Raw genomic sequence first — 14229 nt, forward strand, 5'->3', positions numbered from 1 at the left:
GGCCGCCGTCGGACTCAAGACCGGCTGCGCTCTACGGGAGGAATCGCTGTGCCCGGCTGCGCTGCACCCGCCTTCTTCCGGTTCCGCCGCCCTACTTCCGTTGCCGCAGCCGTGCGCGGTGGGCGTTCCTGCGGAGCTGGAGGATGCGGGCGCCGCCGGCCATGGCAACCAGGACCCCTCCGGTCACGCTGGCAACAAACAGCGCCATGCCCAGCGGCACAAGACCTTCCAGGCCGAAGTACCGGACGGCCACCTGGTCCTGGTTCTGGAGGATGAAGATGATCAGCAGGATCAGGAGCACCAGGGCCGCTACGACTGCCGCCCACACAACCCCCGCCCGGGTCACCCTTGGCTGGTCTGCAGCGGCCGATGGCTGTGGCGCAGGCGTGCCCGTGCTTGCCGGCGGGGCCGCGTCCGGACGGGCCAGGGCGGAGTCCGCGGTGGAATCCGCGGGGGAGGGCGTGCGGGCCGGCGCGGAGGGGATGCCGGCGTGGTTCCCGGTTCCCGGTTCCGGCTGTCCTGCGGATGGGTAGTTTCCGGTACTCATGCTGGTTCCCTTCGTCACGTGCAGATAATAAGCATGCTTATGGTTCAACCATAGTGGGAGGGTTTGCCGCAGCACAATGCGGGACGCGCTCCGGCCTGCCGCCGGCCAGGAAAGATGGGAAGGGCCTTCAGCGAAGACCCTTCCGTTGACCTTGACGCGGCCTCAGACCCTCTCCTTGCTCCGTTCAGCTGAACGGGTGCCCGGCGTCCGTGTCTTCCGCCAGTTCGGGAATGCCCAGAACGTGAAGTCCTGTGCCTTGACCGGCTTCTCCGGAGTTTCCGCCGGGGCTTCGTGCTTTGCCTCGGGCTTGCTGTCGGATTCTTTCCTGATGCCCCACCCGAAGTCCTTGCTGGATGAATAGCACATCACAGACCTCCTCACAGTGACTGCCCTTTAATCGTCCTCCTGATCCGCGGCGGAGTCGACACTTTTGCGCAGCGCACGGCCCGGCTTCCTGTGCCCATGCCCGCCGGCGCCCATGCCCTCCGTCGCGGTCATCCGCCGGCGACGACGTCGTCGGCTTCCTGCGGGCGGTGGAACTCGCACGGTCCATGGTGCCGGAGCGGCAGGAGGCAGGTCCGTCCGGTGGGGAGATGGACCAGGGCGCAGCGGCCCCGCCCGGCCAGGTCCTCCCTGATAGTCGCGTTGCTGAGGTCCGGCCTGGCGCCGTCCGGCTGAGGGCGCACCCCGCCGGCAGGCGTGCTGGGATATTCAGCTTTCATAAGGGAACTCCTCGTCGAGCAAGTGGCTGGCGGAAGGGTGCCGCGGCCTGGCACGGGCACCAGTCTGCTCCCCGCGGGTTACAGGCGCATTAAGCCGGCGTAAGGAGGAGGTCAACAACGGCCCCAGCTGCACAAACACGCTGTTCAGAAGCCCAGCTGGCGCGCCACCTGCAGCAGGAGGGACTCTGATCCCATGGGTCCCACAAGCTGGATTCCCATCGGCAGCCCCTGCCCTGGCGCCCCGCCGGTCCAGTGCACGGGGAGCGTGATAGCCGGCAGTCCGCACACGTTCACCATGGAGGACCAGGGCGCGTATTCGCACTGTTTGCGGTAATCGCCGTCGGCATCTCCCGGCCACTGCGCCGCGGGCCAGCGGTCAGTGCCGTGCATGGCGCCGGTAAACCAGCCCACAGGGCGCGGTGCCTGGGCGAGGGACGGCATGAGCACCAGGTCCCACTGCGCGTACTGCGCCACGGTGTCATGCTGGAACTGGCGCAGGAATGCGAGGGACTCGGCGAGTTTGGCCGGGCTCCGCTGCTGGGCGCGGCGCCGGAAGGTGCGGGTGAGGGGCGCCAGCAGGGCCTCGCGGTGGGGGCTGATCCTGGCCGCGCCCACTGCGGCTGTCCATGCCGACGTGAAGGCGTCCGGGTACCGGTTGTCGTACCGGATGGAAGCGTCGCTGAGGGCATGCCCGGCATGTTCCAGCAGGTCCCCGCCCACCCGGAGGGCATCCAGCGCATCCTGCTCCGGGATGAAGGGGAAGGTGCCGGACCACGGGCTGTCCAGGCTGATGCCGATCCGCAGCCGGGGAGGCTCCTGGCCTACCGCTGCAAGGTAGCCGCCATCCGGCCTGCCTGCCGCGCCAGGTGCCGCCAGGGCGTCCATCATGAGCGCCGCATCCACGGAGTCCCGGGCGATGGGACCGGCCACCACCAGCCGCGCGGGATCACCAGCGCTTTCACCGGCCGGGACCACACCGCGGCCCGGCTTGAGCCCTACCAGCCCGCAGGCGGCTGCGGGGATCCGGACCGAGCCGCCGCCGTCGGTGCCTGGGGCGAAAGGCAGGAGTCCCGCTGCCACGGCTGCAGCGCTGCCGCCGGAAGAGCCCCCTGAGCTTCGGCTCAGGGCATGGGGATTGCGCGACGGCGGCGCAATCCGGTTTTCGCTGTAGGCCGTCAGCCCGAATTCGGGAACCTGGGTCTTGCCCAGCGGGGTCACGCCCGCTTCCTTGAGCAGGGCAACCAGGGGGCCGTCCGCGGGTGCCGGCTTATGGTCCAGGGCCGCACTGCCGTGGGTGGTCACCACACCCGCCACGTCGGTGAGGTCCTTGAAAGCCAGGGGCATGCCGTGGAGCAGGGGCAGTTCCCCGGAAGGGGTGTGGGAACGCACCGAGTCAGCGGTGCGGGCGTCCGCCATCGCCTGTTCCGCCGCCACCGTAATGAAAGCGCCCAGCAGCGGGTTCTGCTGTTCGATCCTGGCGAGGAAATGCGCCGCGGCCTCCGCCGCTGACACCTGCCCCTTCCGCAGGAGATCCCGGAGGGCGACGGCCGGCAGTTCGTGAAGTTCAGGCAAGGCCGCACGCCTCCACGCCAGGGCAGTGCCGTGGCGGGAAGCTTCGGCTTCCGGCAGTGGCCGGGGCGGGCTGCGCAGGGAACAACGGTTCCTCCTAGGGTCACTCAGAAGCTTAACGTGGGCCGGGCCTGCCGCCAGGTGGAGGCGGAAGCACTAGGCTTTAATCCGACACCGATCCGCGAAGGCAGGACCCTCCATGAGCGATTTCGACAACGTCCCCGTCGGCGACATCCCCGATGACGCCGTCATCCTAGACGTCCGCGAGGACTACGAGTGGGTGGCAGGCCATGCAGATGGTGCCCTCCACATTCCCATGGACCAGCTCCCGGCGAGGCTGGATGAACTTGATCCGGACGAGGATGTCTACGTCATCTGCCGCACCGGCGGGCGCTCCTTCCGCGCTGCGCAGTGGCTTACCGGCCAGGGCTATACCGCCATCAACGTTTCCGGCGGGATGGACATGTGGCTGGAGGCCGGCAAGCCGCTCGTCTCGGACAACGGCCTGAAGCCGATGGTGCTCTAGCAGGGAGGCTTGGACCCGGGCATGTCCCCGCTGCAGCTTCTGCCGGCGCTCCCGTCGGCGCTGATCCCGTAAAGGAATGTTTATGTCCGCGTCCTCCCCGACCTATGCCTTCCTGGGGCCACAGGGTACCTTCACCGAGGCAGCCCTCCTGCAGGTGCCGGACGCCGGGCAGGCCACCCGCGTCCCGGCGTCGAACGTCAACGCTGCACTGGACTGGGTGCGCGACGGATCAGTCCACGCCGCGATGGTCCCGATCGAAAACTCCGTTGAAGGCGGCGTCACCGCCACGCTCGACGCGATCGCCGGGGGCGGCGAGCTGCGGATCATCCGCGAAGTCCTGGTGCCCATCAGCTTCGTGCTGGTCGCAAGGCCCGGAGTCCGCCTGGCTGACGTGCTGAGGGTATCAACCCACGGCCATGCCTGGGCACAGTGCCGCCTGTGGATGGACGCAAATATTCCGTCAGCCGAATATGTTCCCGGCCCGTCCACGGCTGCCTCGGCCCTGGGGCTCCTTGAAGAGGACTGCCATTATGACGCCGCCATTTGCGCTCCCTTGGTGGCCCGGGAGCAGCCCGGACTCTCGGTGCTGGCTGAGGATATCGGCGACAACCCGGACGCCGTGACCCGTTTTATCCTGGTCAGCCGGCCGGGTGTCCTGCCCGCGCGCACAGGTGCGGACAAGACCACGCTGGTGGTCCCGCTCCCCGAGGACCGGCCCGGCGCCCTCATGGAAATCCTCGATCAGTTCGCCAGCCGGGGCGTGAACCTCAGCCGCATCGAGTCCCGGCCCACCGGTCAGTACCTCGGGGACTACTTCTTCAGCATCGACGCCGACGGGCACGTGGGCGACGAACGGATGGCCGACGCCCTGGCCGGGCTCCACCGCATCAGTCCCGCCACCCGCTTCCTGGGGTCATATCCGCGAGCCGACATGCAGGCAGCATCGGTTGAACCGCACACTGCTGACCAGGCCTTCCAATTGGCACGGGCGTGGGTGGCGGGCATTCTCCGGCCTGCAGGAGAGCCCGCCGAAAACGGTTCCTCCGCTTCGCCCAAAGCGTAGGTGAATGCCGTTCCAGGTACTTCCGCGGGTTGTGGACAATGCGTATGCTTACTTGATCCACACGGGGGATGGCCCCTAGCGAAGGGAGCGCGTCATGACTGCCAGCGGCACCGACAACGACGGCCAGGGGATGATCGTCAACCCCCGGCCCACTGCCGACAACCAGGATTGGGACGGGGACGACGCCGACCGTGCTGACCGCCTGCGCTTTGAAGAAGAGCAGGCCATGATCCGTGAGCAGTCCGAAGCCCACGCGGCGGCTAAGGCGGCCGAGGAGAAGAAGCGCAAAAGCGAATAGCCGCTAATCCTGGCCCTTGACCCGGATCAGCAGGGAGCGCGGCTCCACCTGGACGGTGAGCCTGGTGGCTTCACCGGCCGTATCACCGTCCAGCTGGATGGCCATCGGTTCGGGACATTTGATGACCACCCTTCCGGACCGGTAGACGGTCATGACGGGCAGTTTCCCGCTGTGCTTGAACATGATCTTGACGTACATCAGCAGCCAGCCGAGGGCACTGCGGGGGCTCATCACCACCACGTCCAGCATGCCGTCGTCAATCATGGCCTGCGGAATGAAATCGATGCCGCCCGGGATCAGGCCGCAGTTCGCGAACAGGACGCTGCGGATGTTCCGGACCTGCTCCGGGCTGCCGTCCAGGGAGATCGAGACCTTCTTCCGGCGTCCGGGCAAATGCCGCATGCCTGCCTCGGTATACGCCAGCCAGCCCACCGCTTTTTTCAGGCCGGCGTTGGTGTCGGCGAGGATTTCAGCGTCCATGCCGATACCGGCGATCACCAGGAACACGTGCTCGGAGGAGGTGCCGGTGCGTGAGTTTTCGATGCCCATCCGGGCAGTGTCGATATGGCGCTGCCGGCCGAACAGGGCGGTGTTGACGTTGGCGTGCAGGTCGTTCAGGTCCAGGTCCACGTTCCGCGCCAGGAGGTTGCCCGTGCCCAGCGGAATCAGGCCCATGGCCACGTTGGTGTGCACCAGGGACTCGGCCACCACGCGGACGGTCCCGTCGCCGCCGCCCACCAGGACGACGTCGGGCCTGGAGGCGAGGGCGGCCGCCACCTGCGAGTAGCCGGGGTCCTCCGCCGTCGTCTCGAAAAAGACGGGGTCCTCCCAGCCTGCCGCAAGGCAGCCTCGCTGGATGAGGCGTTTCGCTTCGTCCGACTGTGCCTTGATGGGGTTGAGGATCACCGCGACACGCTGTTCGGTGAGGCCCGGATCCTGGGCATCGCCGCCCACGGTACTGCGGATGTGCAGGGCCTTGAGCCTGCGCACGCCCCACCAGCTGGAGATGGCAAACGCAAGGGCCACCCCGGTCAGCAGGTACAGGATCCAGTCGCTCATGGTGCCTCAACAGTAGCCCGGCGGAAGCCGGGCGGGCCCGCCCGTCCGCTGCCGCCCGCCGTCGCGCGCGGGATTGGATACCCTTGTGTGGTGATCGACGTAAAAGACCTCAGCGAAAACCCGGACAAATACCGTGCCAGCCAGCGTGCCCGCCGCGCGGACGAGTCAGTGGTGGACGCGATCATCTCCGCGGATTCCGCCCGCCGGGCGGCGCTGATCCGCTTCGAGAACCTCCGGGCCGAGCAGAACGCGTTCGGCAAGAAGGTAGCCCAGGCGAAGGGCGACGAAAAGAAGGCCCTGCTGGCGGAAGTCAAGGAGCTGGCCAACGCGGTCAAGGCTGCCTCCGCCGAGGCCGATGCCGCGCAGAGCAAGCAGGATGAGCTGCTTCGCACCATCCCCAATGTCATTGAGGACGGCGTACCCGAGGGCGGCGAGGACGACTACGTGGTGGTCAAGACGGTGGGCACCCCGCGTGAATTCCCCGACTTTGAGCCCAGGGACCACCTGGAAATCGGTGAACTGATCGGCGCCATTGACATGGAGCGCGGCGCGAAGGTTTCCGGTGCCCGCTTCTACTTCCTCCGCGGCGTTGGTGCCCGGCTGGAGATGGCGCTGCTGCAGATGGCCATGGACCAGGCCATCGAAGCCGGCTTCGTCCCGATGATCACGCCCACGCTGGTGCGCCCGGAGACCATGCAGGGCACGGGCTTCGACGTAAAGCACGACGCCGAGATCTATCGTCTTGCCGAAGACGACCTTTACCTGGTGGGCACCTCGGAAGTCGCGCTGGCCGGGTACCACGCGGACGAGATTCTGGACTTCTCCGCCGGCCCCATCCGCTACGCGGGCCAGAGCTCCTGCTACCGCCGCGAAGCCGGCTCGCACGGCAAGGACACCCGCGGCATCATCCGGGTCCACCAGTTCAACAAGGTGGAAATGTTCATCTACACAACGGTGGAAGAGGCCGCCGCCGAGCACCAGCGGCTGCTGGCGTGGGAAGAGGAAATGCTGGCCAAGTGCGAGCTGCCCTACCGGGTGATCGACACTGCAGCCGGTGACCTCGGTACCTCCGCCGCACGGAAGTACGACTGTGAGGCCTGGGTCCCCACCCAGGGCGCGTACCGTGAGCTGACCTCCACGTCCAACTGCACCACCTTCCAGGCCCGCCGCCTGAACATCCGCGAACGCGCGGTGAATCCGGAGGGGGTTGCCAAGGGCACCCGCGCTGTGGCCACCCTGAACGGCACGCTGGCCACCACCCGCTGGATTGTGGCGCTGCTGGAGCACCACCAGAACGCGGACGGCTCGGTCAACGTGCCCAAGGCGCTGCAGAAGTACCTGGGCGGGCTTGAGGTCCTCCCGGTCCTGTAGCTTCCGCTCCTCCTGCGCCCGGGTTGCACCCGCGTATGGACGTGGCACCCGCGAATGGACGTTGCACCCGCGAAACCGCGGGTGCAACGTCCGTTAGCGGGTGCTTCCTGTATTTCCGGGCGTGTTCGCTAAGCCCGCCTGCCGCAGGCATGCTTCAAACCGCGCAGGATCAGCGGCTGTCGCCCAATCCCATCGGACGACCCGGAACCCCGCCGCCCGGAGTTTGTCCTCGCGTTTCTTCTCCGCAAGGACGGCCTGGCGCGCCGTTTGAACTCCCAGGAACTCGTCGCGCAGATACTTGGCGTCGCCGTCGAACTCCCCAATCAACCGGTGGCGGGGCCAGAGGAAGTCAGTTCGAGCAATGAGGACCCCTCCCACATGCACTTTTGCCTGCAGGAGGGGAGCCGGGAACCCGAGAACATGCATCTGCGCCCTGCTCAGTGACTCGCCCGGCGACTCCGCGTCCGTCCCCGCGAAATCGAGGACCTGCGTGACCCACCTGCGCCTTGCCTCCGAGGTGAGCAGGGAGGCCTGCCTGAGCAGTTCCTCTCTGCCCAGGTAGGGGCCGGAAGCACGCCGCCGGCTCATGGCGTGGTCGGCCAGGACCACCCCGGCCGCGAAGTTTCCCTGGCAATGACGCCCACCACTGTTTCCGGTAAGGGCGTCACTAAAAGGTTCTTGTGGCGGACCGCCGCTGTTGGTCCGGGGTGCCGGCGGACGCCGTAGGAGGGGATCCGTTCCAGTCCGGTTTCTCCCGAGTACCGCCGGGCAGCGGACGTTGTTGGGACGCAGCGGCCGACGTGCCCCCTCGATGCTCCTGACAGGTGGACGAAGCCCGGCACTTCCAGCAGATTCAGGTCCCACACAACAGCAGCCGTATGCAGGCAGAACGTTGACTGCGGCAATTCAAGGTCCACTGCCAGGACTGTCTGGCGGTACCTTTCCCAGGGCGGCAGCGAAATCCACTCTTCTTTTGATGCGTAGATGCCCTTCCTGACGCGGACCAGCTCGCCGCGGGCATAACGGCGGCTGAGCGAGCGGACGTCTCCAGTACTGCGGCGGACGCTGCCGGCATGAATCAGCTGCATGCGACTATCGTCAGGCTGACTGCAGGACCGTTGAAGCGTGGAGCCGGTGCATGTGGATATCTGCACGTAGCGGTGAGCACCCTGGAACGGTCAAAGCACCCGCGGACGCCGGGGTGCGGGGTCCGGAAGGCGGTGTCCCGCAGGGTGTGACCGCATGGCCGCAGCAAACCAGCGAGTGTTAATGCGGTGTTCAACATATCTGTGGCCTGCGTCCTAGCGCCGTGGTGGGTCGTCTGCTTCACTATGTGAATGAAAACGCTGACTGAAACCTCAGTCGCCGGCAACGATGACCGGCGAGACAACCACAACAACACTAACGGGCACAAGCTCATGGTCGCCCTGGACGTGGACGGCACGCTGGTGGACCACGACGGCCACATGTCCCCGGGCGTCCGCGAATCGGCGCAGGCCGTGGTGGCTGCCGGGCACGAGGTCATGATCGCCACAGGCCGGTCCCTCAACGCCACCTTGCCCATCATCGAAAAGATCGGGATCGAGCGCGGCTACGCTGTCTGCTGCAACGGCGGTGTCACCCTGCGCCTGCACCCCGGGCTGGAGGGCGGCTATGAGGTCATCCACAAAGCCACCTTCGATCCCGGACCCGCCCTCCGCGCGCTCCGGGAACGGCTCCCCTCGGCCAAGTACGCGCTGGAGGATGCTGACGGGAACTTCCTGTCCACCGAACGCTTCCAGGACCCCAGTTTCGGCGTCGAGGCTGTCGGCGTCGATTTCCACACCATGCTCGAAGCCACGGCCGTGCGCGTGGTGGTCTTCAGCACGGAGAACACCCCGGAAGAGTTCAACGAAGCGATCGAACACGTGGGCCTCGCCGGAGTCACCTACTCCGTGGGCTGGACGGCCTGGCTGGACATCGCCGCGGCCGGCGTGACCAAAGCGAGTGCACTGGAGAACCTCCGTGGGAGGCTCGGCATTGAGCAGCACCTCACGGTGGCCATCGGCGACGGCCGCAACGACATCGAGATGCTCACCTGGGCCGGGCGTGGCGTGGCCATGGGGCAGGCGCCCGAGGAAGTCATCGCCGCCGCGGACGAGGTCACACACTCAGTGTTCGACGACGGCGCCGCCCACGTGCTGCGCAGCCTGCTCTAACGCAGCACAAGGCAGAATGGACAGCATGACCCTCACCACGTTCGCCCTCATCCGCCACGGCCAGACAGACTGGAATGCGCAGCGCCGGCTGCAGGGATCCACCGACATTCCCCTGAACGACGTCGGCCGGGCCCAGGCGCAGGATGCCGTCGCTGTGCTGTCCGCCTACGAATGGGACGCGATCGTATCCTCGCCCCTGAGCAGGGCCGCCGAAACCGCGGACCTGATCGCGGCCGGGCTGGGCCTCAGCGATGTCCGCCGCGTCCCGGAACTGACAGAGCGCAGCTTTGGCCCGGCCGAGGGCATGCAGGCCGGTCCCGAGCTGGAGGCGTTGCGCATTCCCGGCGGCTTCCGCGGCGCCGAAAGCGAGGACGAGGCTGCGGACCGCGGACTGGCAGCCCTGGAGGCACTCGCCGAGGAATTCCGCGGCAGCCGGCTCCTCGTCGTCGCCCACGGGACGCTCCTGCGGGTCAGCCTAAGCCGCGCCGTGGGGAGCACCCTGACCAGCATCGACAACGCGGTCCTGAACCTGGCGCACCACCATGCCATCGACGGCTGGCAGCTGGAGTACTTCAACGGCGAACCGGTGATGGCCGCAACGCAGCGCTAAGGCAGGCAGCCGCTAGCTGTACTGTCCCGGCTGGTTGATGACACGGGGATTGATTTGACGCAATAAGAGGACCTCCGGGTGTTGTGTGGTGCTTGTCGAGAGCGAACACAAACCAGGAGGTCCTCGTGTCCCACCGTAACGCGTTTTTGGCCTATTCGGGGCGTCTTCAGCTGGCCCGGTGCATCGTGGTTGATGGCTGGCCTTTGCGCCGTGCTGCCGAGAGATTCAACGTTTCCGTCCCGACAGCCGCGCGCTGGTCCCGCCGCTATCGGGAGTTGGGTGAGGCTGCGCTGGAAGACCGCAGGAGCCGGCCCCTGACGTGCCCGCACCGGACCCGGATGCGCACCGAACGGCGTGTGCTGGGACTGCGCGTGAACCGTCGCTGGGGTCCGGCCCGGATCGCGTACCACCTGCACCTGAATGTCTCCACGGTCCACCGCATCCTGACCCGCTACCTGTGTCCGCCGCTGCGCTTCACCGACCCGGCCACAGGGATCAGGATCCGCGGCCGAGACCACGCCCGCCGATACGAATATGCCTGGCCCGGGGAAATGATCCACGTGGACATCAAGAAGCTCGGCCGCATACCCAACGGCGGCGGACACCGCGTTCACGGCCGGGTACAAGGCGAAGCGAACTCCCGGGCCAGGAACCTCGCAGAAGGCCGGTCCAAGGACCGCGGCCAGGTCCGGGGCTATACCTTCCTCCATCACGCAGTGGATGACCATTCCCGATTCGTATACTCCGAGATCCTGCCCGACGAAACCAAAGAGACAGCCTCGGCGTTCATGCGCAACGCCATCACAGCGTTCACCGCCCGGGGCGTCAAAATCCAGCGGGTGCTCACCGATAACGGCTCCTGCTACCGCTCCCGCGCCTTCGCCGCTGTCCTGGCCGAGGCCGGCATCAAGCACAAACGCACACGCCCCTACCGGCCCCAAACCAACGGCAAGGTCGAACGCTTCAACCGCATCCTCCAAGAGGAATGGGCCTACGCCAAGGCCTACAACTCAGAAGCCGAACGGCAAGCCTGTTACCCAGACTTCATCGAGTACTACAATCAGCGCAGGCCCCACACCGCACTCAAAGGCGCCTCACCGGCCAGCCGTGTCACCAACCAACCGGGTTAGTACAGCTAGCGCACCTCAAGGATCAGGGCCAGCAGCCTTGCCGCCGCAGGCCGGGCCGCGTGCTCCTCATTCCACTGCGCCCGCGCCACTGCCTTGCTGACGGCCTGCGTGGTGATGCCCAGCTCCTGGGCCACCGCCTTCTGCTGGCCGCGGACGCCGGGGGTCATCAGGTCGAGAACCCGCCACTCGGCCCCGGACCGGTCCCGCACAATATGCCCCAGCAGCCGCAGCACGGCCTCGGCGTCGTGGGCTATGTCCGCCAGCGGGCCCTCCACCGCAACGGGCACCCGCTCCTTGCTGTTGCGGAGCCGGTCCACGGCACGCCGTGCGTACACCAGCCCGTGGCCCGAGGCGTCCTTGATCTGGTTGGGCAACGGCTCGTTGACGGGCCCGACGCCGATCCCCACGTACCAGGAACCGCACCGCAGCGCGATCATCGCTGCCTCCACGGCCTGGTGGGGGCAGTCCACAATGCCCTGGACCTCGTCCTCCACCGACCGGTCGAAGTCGAGGCGCGCAGGAATGTGCCGCAGGTCCTTGAGCAGCTGCGGCACGCGGTCGCCATCGCGCCGGCTGTCCGTCTGGTTGATTGTCAGCGTGAACATTTGAATCCAAAGACTACCGGTTGGTAGCAGCCCCAAGGCAAGCGGGGTTGCCTCGGGCTGGCCCTTCTGGTGCGATGGGGGAACGGCCGCACCTGCCGGATGGCGACAGCGGGGGAGCACGCTACGTGAGGACGGTTATGACCAGCAGCATGGGGCACGACGAACTTGAACTTGTGGACAGCTGGTGGCGCGCCGCCAACTACCTTTCCGTCGGGCAGATCTACCTCCGCTCCAACCCGCTGCTGCGCGAGCCGCTGAAGGCCGAGCACACGAAATCCCGGCTGCTGGGCCACTGGGGAACGACCCCCGGGCTGAACTTCGTCTATGCCCACCTGAACCGCGTCATCCGCCGCGACTCCGCCGAGATGCTCTTCGTGGCAGGTCCCGGCCATGGCGGCCCCGCCGTCGTCGCCAACGCCTGGCTGGAAGGCACCTACTCCGAGATCTACGGTCATGTGGGCAATGACGCCGACGGCATGGCAGAACTCTTCCGGCAGTTTTCCTACCCGGGCGGCATCCCCAGCCACGCGGCCCCCGAGACCCCCGGCTCCATCAGCGAGGGCGGCGAACTGGGGTACTCCCTGGCCCACGCGTACGGATCGGTGCTGGACAATCCCCAGCTGGTCACCGCCGTCGTAATTGGCGACGGCGAAGCCGAAACCGGCCCGCTCGCCGCCAGCTGGCACTCGCACAACTTCCTGGACCCGGCCGCGGACGGTGCCGTGCTGCCCATCCTGCACCTGAACGGCTACAAGATCGCCAACCCCACCATCCTGGCCCGGATGCCGGAAGAGCAGCTGGAACAGCTGCTGCGCGGGTACGGCCACGAGCCGTATTTCGTCACGGTGAAGGACCCGGACAAAACCGAACAGGCGCACCGCGACTTCGCCGAAGCGCTGGACCGGAGCCTGGCCGGCATCCGCGCCATCCAGGAATCCCGCCGTGCGCCGGCGGCCGGAACGGACGGGGCAGCGAATGTGGACGGTGCGCCGCGCTGGCCCATGATCGTCCTGCGCTCACCGAAAGGCTGGACGGGACCGCGCACAGTGGACGGGCTGCCGGTGGAAGGGACGTGGCGGAGCCACCAGGTGCCCCTCTCGGAGGTCCGCACCAACGGGGAGCATCTGAAGCAGCTGGAAGAGTGGCTCCAGTCCTACCGGCCTGCGGAATTGTTCGACGGCGACGGCCGGCTCCGGCCCGACGTCGCCGGGGCCGCGCCCGCCGGCTCCCTGAGGATGAGCGCCACGCCGCATGCCAACGGCGGGCTGCTCCGCAAGGCGCTGAAGCTGCCCGCGTACCGGGACCACGCCGTCGAGGTCCCTGAGCCCGGGACGGACCGCGTCAGCCCGATGATCACGCTCGGCTCGTGGATGCGGGACGTCATCTCGCTGAACATGGAGACCTTCCGGCTCTTCGGCCCGGACGAGACCGCATCCAACCGCCTGCAGAACGTCTACGAGGTCACCGACAAGGTATGGCAGTACCGGATTGACGACGTCGACGAGCACCTCGCGCGGTCCGGCAGAGTGATGGAGGTGCTCAGCGAACACCTGTGCCAGGGCTGGCTGGAGGGCTACCTCCTCACCGGCCGGCACGGCGTCTTCAGCTGCTACGAGGCCTTCATCCACATTGTCGACTCCATGTTCAACCAGCACGCCAAGTGGCTGAAGGTGCACCGGCAGCTGCCGTGGCGCCAGCCGGTGCCCTCGCTGAACTACCTGCTGTCCTCCCACGTCTGGCAGCAGGACCATAACGGGTTCTCGCACCAGGACCCAGGGTTCATTGACCACGCCGTGAACAAGAAGGCAGAGGTCATCCGGGTGTACCTGCCGGCCGACGCCAACACCCTGCTGTGCGTCATGGCCCACTGCCTGGCCTCCACGGACTACGTGAACATCGTGGTCAGCGGCAAGCAGCCCTCGCCCACGTGGCTGGGCCCGGCCGACGCCGCCAACCACTGCCGCAGGGGGCTGGGCATCTGGGACTTCGCGGGGTCCGAGGTGCCCGGCGAGGAGCCCGACGTCGTGATGGCCTGCGCGGGCGACGTCCCCACGGTGGAGACCGTAGCCGCGGCGGAACTGCTGAAAGAGGGCGCGCCCGGGCTGAAAGTCCGGGTGGTGAACGTGGTGGACCTGATGCGGCTGCAGGATGAGAGCGAGCACCCCCACGGGCTTCCGGCGCGGGACTTCGACGGGATCTTTACGGCGGACAAGCCCATTATTTTTGCGTACCACGGCTATCCCGCGCTGATCCACCGGCTTGCCTACCGCCGCAACAACCAGGACGGGCTGCACGTGCGCGGCTACAAGGAAGAGGGAACCACCACCACGCCGTTCGACATGGCGATGCTGAACGGTATTGACCGGTTCCAGCTGGCCATCGACGCCATCGACCGCGTGCCCGGGTTGGCCGAGCGGCATTCATCCCTCCGCCAGAGCCTCCAGGACCGGCGGATGCGGGCGCGCGAACACACCCGCACGCACGGTGAGGACCCGGAGGAGATCCGGAACTGGACCCTCGGCTAGTTCCCC

The 14229-nt window shown here is 67.2% G+C and carries 16 protein-coding genes; 8 read left to right on the top strand and 8 right to left on the bottom strand.

The window, feature by feature from the left end:
* Window positions 1-91: 91 nt before the first annotated feature.
* The 4 genes from AC4BCK_RS01755 to AC4BCK_RS01770 all read right to left on the bottom strand — a co-directional run bounded on the left by AC4BCK_RS01755 (window position 92) and on the right by AC4BCK_RS01770 (window position 2841).
* The gene (locus AC4BCK_RS01755; protein WP_490566513.1) at window positions 92-547 is read right to left on the bottom strand and encodes a LapA family protein; all 456 of its coding nucleotides are present in this window, start codon (window positions 545-547) and stop codon (window positions 92-94) included.
* A gap of 162 nt (window positions 548-709) precedes the next feature.
* On the bottom strand, window positions 710-913 hold the full coding sequence (locus tag AC4BCK_RS01760) for a hypothetical protein (protein ID WP_363956097.1): 204 nt from the start codon (window positions 911-913) through the stop codon (window positions 710-712).
* 128 nt (window positions 914-1041) lie between these two features.
* Complete coding sequence (locus AC4BCK_RS01765; protein WP_363956100.1) at window positions 1042-1269, bottom strand: hypothetical protein; 228 nt, start codon at window positions 1267-1269, stop codon at window positions 1042-1044.
* 144 nt (window positions 1270-1413) lie between these two features.
* Complete coding sequence (locus AC4BCK_RS01770) at window positions 1414-2841, bottom strand: amidase (protein WP_400594909.1); 1428 nt, start codon at window positions 2839-2841, stop codon at window positions 1414-1416.
* 196 nt (window positions 2842-3037) lie between these two features.
* Here AC4BCK_RS01770 and AC4BCK_RS01775 point away from each other — a divergent pair, with 196 nt between their 5' ends.
* The 3 genes from AC4BCK_RS01775 (at window position 3038) to AC4BCK_RS01785 (ending at window position 4725) form a co-directional block, all read left to right on the top strand.
* Window positions 3038-3364, top strand: a complete 327-nt coding sequence (locus AC4BCK_RS01775; protein ID WP_174178959.1) for a rhodanese-like domain-containing protein — start codon at window positions 3038-3040, stop codon at window positions 3362-3364.
* An 82-nt stretch (window positions 3365-3446) separates the two neighbouring features.
* Window positions 3447-4427 carry a prephenate dehydratase gene (pheA, locus tag AC4BCK_RS01780; RefSeq protein ID WP_400594906.1) on the top strand — a complete coding sequence of 327 codons (981 nt, stop codon included), beginning with the start codon at window positions 3447-3449 and terminating at the stop codon, window positions 4425-4427.
* Window positions 4428-4521: 94 nt separating this feature from the next.
* Entirely contained in the window at window positions 4522-4725 is a 204-nt protein-coding gene (locus AC4BCK_RS01785) for a hypothetical protein (RefSeq protein ID WP_251420821.1), read from the top strand.
* A 3-nt stretch (window positions 4726-4728) separates the two neighbouring features.
* Here the strand turns inward: AC4BCK_RS01785 and AC4BCK_RS01790 are convergent, their stop codons facing one another.
* Window positions 4729-5784, bottom strand: coding sequence for a diacylglycerol/lipid kinase family protein (locus AC4BCK_RS01790; protein WP_364273448.1), 1056 nt, complete (start codon window positions 5782-5784; stop codon window positions 4729-4731).
* Between the two features lie 90 nt (window positions 5785-5874).
* On the opposite strand from AC4BCK_RS01790, the gene serS reads away from it, so the two are divergent.
* Window positions 5875-7155 (top strand): serine--tRNA ligase, encoded by a 1281-nt coding sequence (serS, locus tag AC4BCK_RS01795; RefSeq protein WP_363956115.1) that lies wholly within the window; start codon window positions 5875-5877, stop codon window positions 7153-7155.
* Between the two features lie 93 nt (window positions 7156-7248).
* On the opposite strand, the gene AC4BCK_RS01800 is transcribed toward serS, so the two are convergent.
* Both AC4BCK_RS01800 and AC4BCK_RS01805 read right to left on the bottom strand, forming a co-directional pair.
* On the bottom strand, window positions 7249-7764 hold the full coding sequence (locus AC4BCK_RS01800) for a hypothetical protein (protein WP_490566514.1): 516 nt from the start codon (window positions 7762-7764) through the stop codon (window positions 7249-7251).
* Window positions 7740-8243 carry a hypothetical protein gene (locus tag AC4BCK_RS01805; RefSeq protein ID WP_490566515.1) on the bottom strand — a complete coding sequence of 168 codons (504 nt, stop codon included), beginning with the start codon at window positions 8241-8243 and terminating at the stop codon, window positions 7740-7742. The genes AC4BCK_RS01800 and AC4BCK_RS01805 overlap by 25 nt, the downstream gene beginning before the upstream one ends.
* A 249-nt stretch (window positions 8244-8492) precedes the next feature.
* On the opposite strand from AC4BCK_RS01805, the gene AC4BCK_RS01810 reads away from it, so the two are divergent.
* The 3 genes from AC4BCK_RS01810 to AC4BCK_RS01820 all read left to right on the top strand — a co-directional run bounded on the left by AC4BCK_RS01810 (window position 8493) and on the right by AC4BCK_RS01820 (window position 11093).
* On the top strand, window positions 8493-9353 hold the full coding sequence (locus tag AC4BCK_RS01810; RefSeq protein ID WP_400594899.1) for an HAD family hydrolase: 861 nt from the start codon (window positions 8493-8495) through the stop codon (window positions 9351-9353).
* A 25-nt stretch (window positions 9354-9378) separates the two neighbouring features.
* Window positions 9379-9963 (top strand): histidine phosphatase family protein, encoded by a 585-nt coding sequence (locus AC4BCK_RS01815; RefSeq protein ID WP_310110116.1) that lies wholly within the window; start codon window positions 9379-9381, stop codon window positions 9961-9963.
* A gap of 125 nt (window positions 9964-10088) precedes the next feature.
* On the top strand, window positions 10089-11093 hold the full coding sequence (locus AC4BCK_RS01820; RefSeq protein WP_174182309.1) for an IS481 family transposase: 1005 nt from the start codon (window positions 10089-10091) through the stop codon (window positions 11091-11093).
* Between the two features lie 5 nt (window positions 11094-11098).
* Here the strand turns inward: AC4BCK_RS01820 and AC4BCK_RS01825 are convergent, their stop codons facing one another.
* Window positions 11099-11698, bottom strand: a complete 600-nt coding sequence (locus tag AC4BCK_RS01825) for a hypothetical protein (RefSeq protein ID WP_066273089.1) — start codon at window positions 11696-11698, stop codon at window positions 11099-11101.
* A gap of 137 nt (window positions 11699-11835) precedes the next feature.
* Here AC4BCK_RS01825 and AC4BCK_RS01830 point away from each other — a divergent pair, with 137 nt between their 5' ends.
* Window positions 11836-14223, top strand: a complete 2388-nt coding sequence (locus tag AC4BCK_RS01830) for a phosphoketolase family protein (RefSeq protein WP_490566516.1) — start codon at window positions 11836-11838, stop codon at window positions 14221-14223.
* Window positions 14224-14229 lie beyond the last annotated feature (6 nt).

This window comes from Pseudarthrobacter sp. As-47 (genome assembly GCF_058215595.1).

Excerpts from the sequence above, each read along its gene's own strand:
- AC4BCK_RS01755 (WP_490566513.1), bottom strand. The coding sequence starts at position 547 with ATGAGTACCGGAAACTACCCATCCGCAGGACAGCCGGAACCGGGAACC.
- AC4BCK_RS01760 (WP_363956097.1), bottom strand. The coding sequence starts at position 913 with ATGTGCTATTCATCCAGCAAGGACTTCGGGTGGGGCATCAGGAAAGAA.
- AC4BCK_RS01765 (WP_363956100.1), bottom strand. The coding sequence starts at position 1,269 with ATGAAAGCTGAATATCCCAGCACGCCTGCCGGCGGGGTGCGCCCTCAG.
- AC4BCK_RS01775 (WP_174178959.1), top strand. The coding sequence starts at position 3,038 with ATGAGCGATTTCGACAACGTCCCCGTCGGCGACATCCCCGATGACGCC.
- pheA (WP_400594906.1), top strand. The coding sequence starts at position 3,447 with ATGTCCGCGTCCTCCCCGACCTATGCCTTCCTGGGGCCACAGGGTACC.
- AC4BCK_RS01785 (WP_251420821.1), top strand. The coding sequence starts at position 4,522 with ATGACTGCCAGCGGCACCGACAACGACGGCCAGGGGATGATCGTCAAC.
- AC4BCK_RS01790 (WP_364273448.1), bottom strand. The coding sequence starts at position 5,784 with ATGAGCGACTGGATCCTGTACCTGCTGACCGGGGTGGCCCTTGCGTTT.
- AC4BCK_RS01805 (WP_490566515.1), bottom strand. The coding sequence starts at position 8,243 with ATGCAGCTGATTCATGCCGGCAGCGTCCGCCGCAGTACTGGAGACGTC.
- AC4BCK_RS01810 (WP_400594899.1), top strand. The coding sequence starts at position 8,493 with ATGAAAACGCTGACTGAAACCTCAGTCGCCGGCAACGATGACCGGCGA.
- AC4BCK_RS01815 (WP_310110116.1), top strand. The coding sequence starts at position 9,379 with ATGACCCTCACCACGTTCGCCCTCATCCGCCACGGCCAGACAGACTGG.
- AC4BCK_RS01825 (WP_066273089.1), bottom strand. The coding sequence starts at position 11,698 with ATGTTCACGCTGACAATCAACCAGACGGACAGCCGGCGCGATGGCGAC.
- AC4BCK_RS01830 (WP_490566516.1), top strand. The coding sequence starts at position 11,836 with ATGACCAGCAGCATGGGGCACGACGAACTTGAACTTGTGGACAGCTGG.